The organism is Marinobacterium lacunae (assembly GCF_000705555.1).
Lineage (GTDB): Bacteria > Pseudomonadota > Gammaproteobacteria > Pseudomonadales > Balneatricaceae > Marinobacterium_D > Marinobacterium_D lacunae.
Window position 1 is genome coordinate 117,866 of the sequence record NZ_JMQN01000057.1, and the last position, 12,007, is coordinate 129,872.

Genomic DNA, 12,007 nt, shown 5'->3' on the forward strand with positions numbered 1-12,007 from the left:
AGCCTTTATTTACAGGAGGCGCGCCGATTAACTCGACTGTTACAGGAGAGGCAAAAACTGGTAGATGGGTCGGCACGAAGCTGGTTCATTTCGATCTCTTCACCGCAGCCAACACAGTACCCGTAAAGGCCGGTATCGATGCGTTCAAGCGCTGCATCTACTCGCTGAAGGTCTCTCTGAATCTGATAAACCAGCTCGTCTGCAGCATCCCTGGCCAGATTACCGCTAATCATAGCCGGGGAGATTGCACTGAGGTCCGCATCCAACTCAGCCCGCAGCTGCTCTAGAGAGTGTCGCAAATTGTTGAGATCGGATCGATTCACGGGACTAGCCTGCCAAAGCCACTTTTAAGCAGATACTAGCAGGCGCCGAAAAGCGTGCTTTGATATTTGTCAGCGTTTCTTACGCATCGCGATACTACTTTGCGATCTATTGATCGCGCGCAGGTTTTTCAATACCGAAGTGCAGATAGGCATGGTCCGTCACTACCCTTCCGCGAGGCGTACGCATGATGAAGCCCTGCTGTATCAGGTAGGGCTCCAGCACATCCTCGATGGTATCCCGCTCCTCGCTTATCGCCGCAGCCAAGTTGTCGACGCCAACAGGTCCGCCGCCGAATTTCTCTATCATCGCCAGCAGAAGACGGCGATCCATATGATCGAATCCACGCTCATCCACATTAAGCATATTCAAAGCGAGATCGGCAATTTGACGGGTAATGTTTCCCTCCCCTCGCACCTCGGCGTAGTCCCTAGCACGTCGCAACAATCGATTGGCAATACGGGGGGTACCGCGGGACCGGCAGGCGACCTCCAGGGCTCCGGCCTCTTCAATAGGCGTCGATGACAACTCAGCAGTGCGCATGACAATACGCGTCAAATCCTCAACGCTGTAGAACTCCAGACGCTGCACAATACCAAAACGGTCGCGAAGCGGAGAGGTCAGCAGGCCTGCACGGGTCGTGGCACCTACCAACGTAAAGGGCGGCAGATCGATCTTTATAGAGCGCGCGGCCGGCCCTTCACCAATCATGATATCAAGCTGATAGTCTTCCATCGCCGGATACAAAACCTCCTCCACATTGGGACTGAGGCGATGTATCTCATCGATAAACAGCACGTCGTTGGGCTCAAGGTTGGTCAGAAGCGCGGCCACATCTCCGGCCTTTTCCAACACCGGCCCCGAAGTCGTTTTAATCTGGGAGCCCATCTCATTGGCGATAATATTGGCCAATGTCGTCTTGCCCAACCCGGGCGGTCCAAAGATCAGCGTATGATCCAGCGCCTCATTACGTTTTCGGGCCGCATGAATAAAGATCTCCATCTGCTCGCGTACGCGTGGCTGGCCATGGTAGTCCTCAAGCAGCTTGGGCCGAACGGCGCGGTCCTGCACCTCTTCCGCCGGCATCGCTACTGGACTGATAAAACGATCAGCTTCAATCTTCATTCAATCGGTACTCCGCTCAGCCGCTCACCATGGACTTAAGTGACAGTCGAATCAACTCTTCGACGACAGCCCCCTCACCAAGCTCTGATGCCGCCTGTTCGACCGCGCGCGTTGCCTGCACAGGCTTGTACCCCAACGCCACCAGCGCACTTTCAGCCTCCGCACGGTTATCGGCGACCGCAACCCGGGAAGCCCCACCTGGGGAGTCCAACTGGAACTCGGTCATAGTCGGCAGTTCAAGCCGATCAAGCTTGTCTTTCATCTCCACGATCAGGCGTTCGGCCGTTTTCTTGCCAACCCCGGGAATCCGCACCAGCGTTGCACTGTCTTCGTTATGCACACAGCGAATAAACTCGTCGCAACTGGTTCCGGATAATATTGCCAACGCAAGTTTGGGCCCAACCCCATTAGTTTTGATCAGAGCGCGAAACAGAACCCGCTCTTTGGCGTCGATAAACGCGTATAGAAGCTGAGCGTCCTCACGCACGACCATGTGGGTATGCAGTGTCACCCGCTCGCCAATTGCCGGAAGCTTGTAAAAAGTATTCATCGATGCCTCAAGCTCATAACCGACGCCATGCACATCCAGCAGCAACCTGGGCGGCTGTTTGTCCGCCACCTCTCCCGTCAAACGCCCTATCACAGTTCTTTGCTCTCCATATTGCGTGCTTCGGCCGGCGATTCCAATCGATGACCGCGCACAATAAATTCAGGCAGTTGCAAGCCGGCCACCAGCGATGCCATGCGCGATATGAAAATGATGGCCATGGTGCTGATATCGAGCCAGGGGCTCGCCTCGCCCAGCCGACTGTATGCGAAGATATAGGCGAGCGCCCCAAGAAGGGCGCAGGTCGCGTAAAGCTCACCGTTCCTTTGGAGCACCAGTGGAATCTGCCCCGTCAACAAATCGCGAATCATACCGCCGGCAACCCCTGTGATCACAGCCATCATCACTGCGACCTCCTCGGGTGCTCCTGCCGCCAGCGCTTTCTGCAAGCCCAAGATACTGAACAACGCCAATCCGAGGGCATCCAGAAAAAGCAGAGAACGCCTTGGCGAACTGATATGCCTGGAGGCAAAAAAAGCTGCAACCGAACTGCCGATTGCTACCCAGAGATAGGTTGTATCCTCAACCCATACCACGGGGTGAAGATCGAGCGAAATATCACGAATAGTGCCGCCACCTAGTGAGGTCACTATACCGAGCACGATCACCCCTAAAATATCCAGCCGCTTGCCTGGCGCTGCGATTGCACCGGTGACTGCAAAAACCGCAACACCCAAGAGGTCTGCAATGTAAATGAACTCGTGATAGATCACTGCCACCGCCCTCTTACAACCTTTCGACTTCCTGCCATTGCAATCTGTTGAGTGCGACTATGGGCATGACAGAGCGCTATAGCCAATGCATCTGCAGCATCCGCCTGGGGCAAGCCTGGCAGTTTGAGCAGATGCGCCACCATGATCTGCACCTGCGTTTTGTCGGCCCCACCGTTACCGACGACAGACTGCTTAACCTTTCGGGCAGCGTACTCGGCCACCGGCAGACCGGCATTGGCACCCGCTACAACCGCAACCCCCCGTGCCTGCCCGAGCTTTAGCGCGGAGTCAGCATTGCGCGCCATGAACACCTGCTCTATCGCCATCTCTTGCGGCGAATAGCGCTCGATGATTTCGGAGACGCCGGCGTATACCTGCTTAAGCCGGTCCGCCAACTCTTCACCACGGATACGAATGCATCCACTGGCTACATATTCATTTCGCGGACCATTCACATTGATCACGCCGTACCCGGTTATCCGCGAACCCGGATCTATTCCCAATATCAGCATATCGCCATCTGCTCTGAGGTTAGCGTGATCATACCACCCACACCGATCTACATCCCTGCCCTTTGGTGATTCTTAAGCCAGCAAGAAAAACCGGGGCACTTGGCCCCGGCTTGCTCAACAGTAACTGAGGCTACTGTATCTGGCTCAGTCTTCCATCGCCTCTTCAGGTATGTCGGCGTTGTGATAGACGTTCTGAGAATCATCAAGATCCTCGAGTGCATCTATCAGCTTCATCACCTTACGCCCGGCGTCGACATCCAGTTCGACGGACGTCTGGGGGATCATGCCGACCTCAGCCAGAGCCGGCTCGAAGCCAGCATCCACCAACGCCTGCTTCACATCCATGAAATCCTGCCAGGCGCAGAACACATCGATGGAACCATCGTCGTTGGTTATCACATCGTCCGCACCCGCCTCAAGGGCGGCCTCCATCAGCGCGTCTTCATCGACGCCCTCTTCGTAGCTGAGCTGCCCCTTCTTGTCGAACAGGTAAGAGACCGAGCCATTGGTGCCCAGGTTGCCGCCATACTTGTTGAAGGCAGCACGCACCTGAGACACGGTTCGATTGACGTTATCGGTCATACATTCAACCAGAATCGCCACACCGTTGCTGCCATAGCCTTCGTAGGTGAGTTCGTCATAGTTCTCACCATCTGCACCACCTGCACCACGTTGAATGGCTTTATCGATGGTGTCACGCTTCATGTTTGCGCCGAGCGCCTTATCGACAGCCGCGCGCAAACGCGGGTTATCTTCAGGGTTGCCACCACCCTCTTTTGCCGAAACGGTCAATTCTCGAATCAGCTTAGTGAAGATTTTTCCACGCTTGGCGTCCTGTGCCGCCTTACGGTGTTTGATGTTGGCCCATTTTGAATGACCTGCCATAACACGTCCTCAATAATCTGAAGAGGCCGCAAGCGGCCTCTGGTATTGCAGTTATCTGGTTACGACCCGAACAATCAGGGGGTTTTACGCAGCTTGATGTTCAGCTCACGCAACTGTGTGGCCCCGACCTCTCCCGGTGCGTCGGTCAGCAGACACGCAGCACTCTGAGTTTTCGGGAAGGCGATGACTTCACGAATTGAGGTGGAGCCTGTCATCAGCATGATCAAGCGATCCAGACCAAAGGCAAGACCACCGTGAGGAGGCGCACCATACTTCAGTGCGTTGAGCAGGAAGCCGAATTTCTCTTCGGCCTCTTCATCGCTGATGCCCAGCACTTTGAATACTGCACGCTGCATGCTCTGGTCGTGAATACGAACAGATCCGCCGCCGAGCTCAGTACCGTTCAGCACCATGTCATACGCACGCGAGAGCTTACCTTCCGGCTGTTCGATCAGCTGTTCGGGCGAGCAGTTAGGTGCTGTAAACGGGTGGTGCAGAGCGGTCAGGCTGCCGTCGTCCAGCTCTTCGAACATCGGGAAGTCGACAACCCACAGCGGCGCCCAGTTCTTTTCGATCAGGTTCATGTCTTCCCCGACCTTGATACGCAGCGCACCGAGCGCCTCATTGACGATCTTCGCCTTGTCAGCACCGAAGAACACGATATCGCCGTTCTTCGCACCAAGACGCTCCATGACCTTCAGCGCAACCTCTTCACCCAGGAACTTGACGATCGGAGACTGAAGCCCCTCCGCGCCATTTTCCAGAGCGTTGACCTTGATCCAAGCCAAGCCTTTCGCGCCGTAGATACCGACGAATTTGGTGTAGTCATCGATGATTTTTCGGGTCAACTCTGCGCCACCGGGCACTTTCAGTGCAGCGACACGGCCTTTCGGGTCCTTGGCGGGGCCTGCAAACACCTTGAAGTCCACGTCCGCCACCAGATCGTTCACATCGACCAGCTCCAGCGGGATGCGCAGATCCGGCTTATCTGAACCGTAACGCAGCATCGCTTCGGAATACGGCATGGTCGGGAAGTCACCCAGATCGATATCCAGCAACTCACGGAACAGCTTACGCACCATTCCTTCGGCCAGACCCATGATCTCCTGCTCACCAAGGAAGGAGGTCTCGATGTCGATCTGAGTAAACTCAGGCTGACGGTCGGCGCGCAGGTCTTCGTCGCGGAAGCACTTGGCGATCTGGTAGTAACGGTCGAAACCGGACACCATCAGCAGCTGTTTGAACAGCTGCGGCGATTGCGGCAACGCGAAAAAACAACCTTCGTGCGTGCGGCTCGGTACCAGATAATCGCGCGCGCCTTCGGGGGTCGCACGGGTCAGAATCGGTGTCTCGATATCCAGAAAACCATTCTCTTCCAGGTAATTACGCACGGCGTGAGTGACCTTCGAGCGGAAACGCAGCTTTTGCTGAATTTCCGGACGACGCAGATCGATATAGCGGTGACGCAGGCGGACGTCTTCACCCACCTGCTGATGCTCATCCAGCTGGAACGGAGGCGTCTCGGCACGGTTCAGAATCCGCAGCTGCTTACCCAGAACTTCCACGGCACCGGTCGACATTTCAGGATTTTCGGTGCCAGCCGGACGTGCACGTACCGTGCCGTGAATCTCGATGACATACTCGTTACGGACACTGTCAGCCAGCTTGAAGCTCTCTTCACGATCCGGGTCAAATACGACCTGAGCGATCCCTTCACGATCGCGAACATCCAGAAAGATCACACCACCATGGTCACGACGGCGGTGCACCCACCCCGTCAGGACAATATCTTCACCGATATGCTCTTTTCTAAGATCGCCGCAATAATGGCTGCGCATAGTCTCTCTATCCTGTTTTTAAACATGCGCGCCCGCAACGCGGGCGCATAAACGTGGGCACAGCGGGGTCCGAAGCGTGCTCAAACTGCCTCCACTGCGCGTGATTGATGAAAAAAACCACCGACGCGGCAACAGACAGGGCTCCCCGTGCATTGAAAGGCGGGAATTATACTCGATTTACAGGGCCCTGACAGGGCCTGTATCGCAAATCAGGGACTTGGACAAAAACTCAGCTCATCACTCAGCAGCCGGCAGAGGCGCTCACGAATATTTGCCATCTCCTCATCGCTATAGGGCTTCGCCGGCACCCTGCCCCATACTGGATGCGGCCATGCCGGATCGCTCTCCTGGCGCACCACGTGATGGAGATGAAGTTGCGGCACCATGTTACCCAATGCTGCGATGTTCATTTTGCGCGCCTGAAACAGATCGGCCAGATTCTCCGCCAGAAAGCTCGACTCACGCATCAACTGCTCCCGCTCCTCTTGCGACAGATGATAGATCTCAGTCACACCCGCCCGGCGCGGCACCAAAATAAACCAGGGGTAATTGGTGTCATTCATCAGCAATAGCTGGCACAAAGGAAAGGCACCCAGATCGAAAGTATCCGCCACCAATCGCGGATCGAGTTCAAATTCCAGTTCCAGTTCGTCCATAATGCTCCAGATAGCCATTCATAAATGTGAATAAATACGGCTGAACACAGGTCAGCCGGAAACCAGACTAACTGCCTAATGAGTATAGGCCAAGACACCGGACACAAAATGCCAGAGATCCACGTCCACAACGCCATCGATGAAATACCTTGCGCCGAATGGAACGCCCTATGCGGTACGGACTACCCTTTCCTGCGCCATGAGTTTCTGAGTGCGCTCGAAAGGTCTGGCAGCGTAACCCCGGAGACAGGCTGGCAACCGATTCATATCAGCATCCGGATGGAAGACAAGCTTGTCTGTGTGATGCCCCTGTACCTTAAAAGCCACTCTTGGGGTGAATATGTCTTCGACTGGGCCTGGGCCGATGCCTGGCAGCGTCATGGTATCGAATACTACCCAAAGCTCCTGACCGCCATCCCCTTCACACCGGCGACGGGGCCCCGATTCGGATCATCGTTAACGTCCGCACAAATAACCCCCATCATTGGCGAAGCAGTACAACTGATTGCTCAGCGATTTAACGCATCGGGATGGCATGGGCTTTTTGTAGAGCCCGACACCCTTTCAGCCTTCAAAGAGGCAGACTTCATGGTCCGCCTTGGAACTCAATACCACTGGTTCAATAAAGGCTATCGATCATTCGAGCACTATCTGGCTCACTTTACCTCGCGCAAGCGCAAGAATGTCCGCAAGGAAAGAGAGAAAGTACAGAATCAGGGCATCTCGCTCGTCACGATTGAAGGCACACATATCGAGAAGACGCAGCTCGACACTTTCTACCGATTCTATCAGCGCACCTATCGCAAACGAGGCATGCAGGGCTATCTGGCACGGTCTTTTTTCGACTTGCTACTTGAATGGATACCCGAACACCTGGTTCTTGTCATGGCCAGCTACGACGATGAAGACGTGGCATGCGCCCTGTCTTTAAAGAGCAGCACATGCCTTTATGGTCGATACTGGGGATGCAGTGAAGATTTCGATAGCCTCCACTTCGAAACCTGTTACTACCAGGGTATCGAGTACTGCATCGAACAGGGGCTTAAGCGGTTCGACCCCGGCGCTCAGGGAGAACACAAAATCCAAAGAGGGTTTGAGCCGATCGAGACTTGGTCCGTTCACTGGTTGCGCGAGAAAGGCTTTCATCCCGCACTAACCAACTTTCTGAACGAAGAGCAATCCCTGTTGAGAGACGAAATGGCGCTACTCTCCTCAGGACTGCCCTTTCGAACAGGCGGCACCGACGGCAGTGATCCAGATCAACAATAGGCATTGCTGCCTGAACTCATACGCGCAATAGGCCACCGCACCTGCAAACCGCCAAACCCATTAGAATTCAACGCCATGTGCGTTTTGCACGAATTTTTCGTGCAGGCGCAGCATGAAGCGCGTTTGTTCGATCCAGAAATCCATGAAAAAAGGTCCACTCCCGTCCATGGCGACAGCTTGCTCTTGCCCTAGACTAAGAATCGCAGAGCAACCTTAAAACCCTCATAAAAAAGCGCCCGTGCGCAAAGGAGGCCCAAAGATGTTGACCTATGAAGAGTGTCTGGCGATGTCTGAGCTGACCGAAGAGGAGATTGCGGCCATCGCTGAGCATGAGCATATGGATACCATGATTGCTATGGCGCTCGGTCACTATCTGGTCACCCATGACGGGGAACAGAAAATCAGACAGATCATACTGGACGATATCAATGATGCCCGCCGTGCAGGCAATCACGAAAGGGAACGAGTACTAAGAGCTGTACTTCAGCACTTTATTGCCACCCATCCGGCACACAGCCACTCCGCTGTCGCTTAACGCCGAGACGTGACATCGATGCATAACGCAAACGCCCCGCTAAAGCGGGGCGCGTTTTTGCCTACATAAATCCCAACAACATGAAGCGTTAGTGTACCGACACCTCATATTTCTTCTGAATGGCTATCAGTGCAGGCTGAATATCCAGAGGCGCGTATTTCATCGCCTGTTCAAATAGCTCTTTATTCGCTTCAGACAGCCGCTCCTCTTCAGTCATAGCTGAGAGCTTTCGCATGGCTTCCATAAACTTTGGATGGGGAGTGGTGTTGCTCATGATGCGGCCTCCTCGCAGAGTTAAGGGCTACGCACCTTCGGTATGATCACCGACGGTTACGTCTCTATTGTGCACATGCAGCGCGGGACGGCAATGCCATCAAATTCATTTTAGTGACGAATTTCAGAACTGAGAAACCTTCAGCCCGGAGCACCTGCACTTGACGCCCGCGTTGCCCGCGCACTGGCATCAGGGCGCTCCACCCGCAACCAGTCCGACATCTGCTCTCTTATCAACGCTTCAAGCGCGTCGATATGCTCTGGACGATCATTCAATGCAGGAATATATCCGAAGGATTCACCGCCAGCATCCAGAAAATACCCCCGATTCTCTTCGCCTATCTCTTCAATGGTTTCAAGACAGTCCGATGCAAAACCCGGGCAATAGACATGCACTGACTTTACACCCGACGCCGGCAATGACTTCAGCGTTTCGTCCGTATAGGGCTTTAGCCACTCCTCGCGACCGAAACGCGACTGAAATGTCGTCTGGCAAAACTGCTCATCAACGCCGAGCCGATTCGCCAGCAAACGCGAAGTCGCGCGACACTCACAGTAGTAGGGATCGCCAGAATGCAGATAGCGCTCAGGAACACCGTGATAAGAGAGCAACAGGCGATCGGGCCGCCCGTGTGTTTCCCAATATTTTTCGATAGAGCGAGCCATCGCCTCTATATAGAGTGGATGATCATGATAGTGAGATACAAATCTCAAATCCGGCAGCCAGCGCCGCCGGGTAAAATCCCCAGCCAAGGCATCAAAAGTCGACGCGGTCGTTGCAGCGCTGTACTGAGGATAAAGCGGCAGTACCAGTAGACGCCTTACCCCCCGGCTCTGCATCTTCTGAATAACTGACTCAATTGACGGATTCCCGTAGCGCATCGCGAAATCGACTACAACAGGCATACCCGATTCATTCGAGAAACGGTCCGACAAAGCCTGCGCTTGCGCCTTTGTGTAGAGCATCAGGGGAGATCCCTGATCGGTCCACACCTTTTTGTAGGCCTGAGCCGATCGGCGAGGCCGGACATTGAGGATAATGCCATTCAGGATCAGCCACCAGACAGGTCTTGGAACCTCGACGACGCGAGGATCCCAGAGAAACTCCTTAAGATACCGACGCAGAGCGGAAGGCGTTGGGGCATCGGGCGTTCCAAGGTTGGTCAACAATACGCCTATTGAATCTTCACGCCGATGGACAAGACCACCGTCAGAGCCTTCAACGCTGCGATACTTCATGATGAGTATGAGTCTCCGGGTAACTGATAATGAAAGCGGGCATAGTGTACTTAAATTGCCCCCACCGCGGCCAGACGCCACAATAACAGGCATTTACGCGCACCTCCGCCGTTTGGATCAGCTCCGTCAGGCATCACGACCATTGTCACAGCCCAGGCAATTTATCTACCCGCGAGAATCGCCTGCCTTGCTTGCATTGCCTATCTCATTCATCGCCTCGGGACGCATACGAATCGGCGCCGTACCCTGCCCACCAAACAGCAGCAGCTCACCCTCAGCGGTAACCACACCGCTCATAACGCCGCGCAGACGATTCAATAGCAAAGACTCCTGAAGCATGATCGGGTCCGCACAGATGCGTCGTGTGAGCTTCATATCGCCAAATGACAACCGACCGTCCGCACCGAGTTCATAGTCACCCAGAAAACGATTGCAACCGGCCATACCCCCAACACGCTGAGGCTTACCAAAGGCGATTCTAGGCGAATATCGCCCCTCGACCTCGCGCTCACCAATAGAGTAAACAACCCATCCACCCTCAAGCTGCTCCGGACTTTCGACCGGTTCGCCTTCAGACGCAGAAGGGTGAAAACTGGATACAGTGGTGGTCGAACAGGCAGACAGAGCCCCGACCAATGGGAAAGACAAACAGGCAAGCATCATCCTGATATTCATCAGCCAACTCCTTCGGCTTGTTAGAACTAACCGTCCAATTATTACACAGCAACATCAAATGCGCGATTTTCACAATAAAAGCGCAAAAGAAAAGGCGCTTAAAGCGCCCTTTCCTCAAAGTTCGACGTTAAATATCGATAACGTCGAACTCAACCAGCGGATCAGCATCCGCTTCGTAATCAACGCCGTCGATGCCAAATCCGAACAGCTTCAGGAACTCATCCTTGTAAAGCTTATAGTCGGTAACATCGAACAGGTTTTCAGTGGTAACCTGAGGCCACAGCTGGCGGCATGCCTGCTGAATATCGTCCCTCAGTTCCCAATCATCCATACGGAATCGATTGCCATCGTCGATAACGGCCGAGTCACCGTAGAGACCGGTCGCAAACAGGCGATATACCTGCTCCATGCAGCCCTCATGCACACCCTTTTCGCGCATTACCTTGAAGACCATGGACAGGTACAACGGCATTACAGGAATAGCCGAACTGGCCTGGGTCACAACTGATTTGAGGACTGCCACGTTGGCCTGACCACCATCGGCGGCCAATGCCGTATTAAGTTCACTTGCAGCGCGATCCAGATCCTGCTTTGCCTTGCCCAGCGCACCGTGCCAGTATATCGGCCACGTGATATCGGTACCGATATAGCTATAGGCAACAGTTTTGCAACCCGGCGCCAAAACATCGGCTTCACGCAGCGCATTCAACCAGAGCTCCCAATCCTCGCCGCCCATCACGGTTACGGTATCGGCAACTTCCTGCTCGGTTGCGGGCTCTACTTCTGCCTCGATGATGCAATCCTTATTGGTGTCGATCGCAGTGGAACGGTATGGCTCCCCTATGGGCTTTAACGCCGAGCGTACCACCTCACCGGTGTCCGGCATCTTGCGCACGGGCGATGCGAGCGAGTAGACAACCAGATCGACCTGACCAAGGTCTGCCTTTATCAGATCAACGACTTTCTGCTTAGCGTCATGAGAAAACGCATCACCATTCAGGCTTTTGGCATAAAGCCCTGCCTCATGCGCCAGACGCTCAAACGCTGCCGCGTTGTACCAACCCGCCGTACCCGTTTTTTTCTCAGTACCGGGCTTTTCGAAAAACACACCGATGGTGGCCGCACCACTGCCAAACGCAGCTGCAATTCGGGAGGAAAGACCGTAGCCGCTGGATGCACCGATAACCAGTACCTTCTTGGGTCCGTTTTCGATGCTGCCCTGAGCACGGGTGTATTCAATCTGCTCACGCACATTCGCTTCACAACCGGTCGGGTGAGTAGTGGTACAGATAAAGCCTCGGATTTTCGGTTTGATAATCATCGTCAGTCGTATCGGTGTCCAGTGAGTTTTAAGGCCGC

The 12,007-nt window shown here is 54.4% G+C and carries 14 protein-coding genes; 2 read left to right on the forward strand and 12 right to left on the reverse strand.

Going from position 1 to position 12,007, the window contains the following annotated elements:
- Positions 1-5: 5 nt before the first annotated feature.
- From ADIMK_RS18630 to ADIMK_RS18665, 8 genes are all read right to left on the reverse strand, one after another.
- A complete protein-coding gene (locus ADIMK_RS18630; protein ID WP_036191237.1) occupies positions 6-323 on the reverse strand; it encodes a TraR/DksA family transcriptional regulator in 318 nt (105 codons plus the stop codon).
- Positions 324-429: 106 nt separating this feature from the next.
- Entirely contained in the window at positions 430-1,446 is a 1,017-nt protein-coding gene (ruvB, locus tag ADIMK_RS18635) for a Holliday junction branch migration DNA helicase RuvB (RefSeq protein WP_036191238.1), read from the reverse strand.
- A 16-nt stretch (positions 1,447-1,462) separates the two neighbouring features.
- Positions 1,463-2,089: a Holliday junction branch migration protein RuvA gene (gene ruvA / locus ADIMK_RS18640; RefSeq protein ID WP_036191240.1), complete on the reverse strand. Its 627-nt coding sequence runs from the start codon at positions 2,087-2,089 to the stop codon at positions 1,463-1,465.
- The gene (locus ADIMK_RS18645; protein ID WP_231517091.1) at positions 2,086-2,772 is read right to left on the reverse strand and encodes a trimeric intracellular cation channel family protein; all 687 of its coding nucleotides are present in this window, start codon (positions 2,770-2,772) and stop codon (positions 2,086-2,088) included. The genes ruvA and ADIMK_RS18645 overlap by 4 nt, the downstream gene beginning before the upstream one ends.
- The gene (gene ruvC / locus ADIMK_RS18650) at positions 2,763-3,278 is read right to left on the reverse strand and encodes a crossover junction endodeoxyribonuclease RuvC (protein ID WP_036191242.1); all 516 of its coding nucleotides are present in this window, start codon (positions 3,276-3,278) and stop codon (positions 2,763-2,765) included. The genes ADIMK_RS18645 and ruvC overlap by 10 nt, the downstream gene beginning before the upstream one ends.
- 144 nt (positions 3,279-3,422) lie before the next feature.
- Complete coding sequence (locus ADIMK_RS18655; RefSeq protein ID WP_036191243.1) at positions 3,423-4,163, reverse strand: YebC/PmpR family DNA-binding transcriptional regulator; 741 nt, start codon at positions 4,161-4,163, stop codon at positions 3,423-3,425.
- Between the two features lie 74 nt (positions 4,164-4,237).
- Positions 4,238-6,001 carry an aspartate--tRNA ligase gene (gene aspS, locus ADIMK_RS18660; protein WP_036191245.1) on the reverse strand — a complete coding sequence of 588 codons (1,764 nt, stop codon included), beginning with the start codon at positions 5,999-6,001 and terminating at the stop codon, positions 4,238-4,240.
- 209 nt (positions 6,002-6,210) lie between these two features.
- The gene (locus ADIMK_RS18665) at positions 6,211-6,657 is read right to left on the reverse strand and encodes an HIT domain-containing protein (RefSeq protein ID WP_036191246.1); all 447 of its coding nucleotides are present in this window, start codon (positions 6,655-6,657) and stop codon (positions 6,211-6,213) included.
- 108 nt (positions 6,658-6,765) lie between these two features.
- Between ADIMK_RS18665 and ADIMK_RS18670 the strand changes: the two genes are divergently transcribed.
- Together ADIMK_RS18670 and ADIMK_RS18675 are read left to right on the forward strand one after the other, a co-directional pair.
- Complete coding sequence (locus tag ADIMK_RS18670) at positions 6,766-7,926, forward strand: GNAT family N-acetyltransferase (protein WP_036191654.1); 1,161 nt, start codon at positions 6,766-6,768, stop codon at positions 7,924-7,926.
- Between the two features lie 259 nt (positions 7,927-8,185).
- Positions 8,186-8,461, forward strand: coding sequence for a hypothetical protein (locus ADIMK_RS18675; protein ID WP_036191247.1), 276 nt, complete (start codon positions 8,186-8,188; stop codon positions 8,459-8,461).
- Between the two features lie 88 nt (positions 8,462-8,549).
- On the opposite strand, the gene ADIMK_RS18680 is transcribed toward ADIMK_RS18675, so the two are convergent.
- From ADIMK_RS18680 to fabV, 4 genes are all read right to left on the reverse strand, one after another.
- A complete protein-coding gene (locus ADIMK_RS18680) occupies positions 8,550-8,735 on the reverse strand; it encodes a hypothetical protein (RefSeq protein WP_036191249.1) in 186 nt (61 codons plus the stop codon).
- A 140-nt stretch (positions 8,736-8,875) separates the two neighbouring features.
- Positions 8,876-9,973, reverse strand: a complete 1,098-nt coding sequence (gene hemH / locus ADIMK_RS18685; RefSeq protein ID WP_036191251.1) for a ferrochelatase — start codon at positions 9,971-9,973, stop codon at positions 8,876-8,878.
- A gap of 165 nt (positions 9,974-10,138) precedes the next feature.
- Entirely contained in the window at positions 10,139-10,648 is a 510-nt protein-coding gene (locus tag ADIMK_RS21505) for an META domain-containing protein (protein WP_051693112.1), read from the reverse strand.
- A 127-nt stretch (positions 10,649-10,775) separates the two neighbouring features.
- Positions 10,776-11,969 (reverse strand): enoyl-ACP reductase FabV, encoded by a 1,194-nt coding sequence (gene fabV / locus ADIMK_RS18695; RefSeq protein ID WP_036191659.1) that lies wholly within the window; start codon positions 11,967-11,969, stop codon positions 10,776-10,778.
- Positions 11,970-12,007 lie beyond the last annotated feature (38 nt).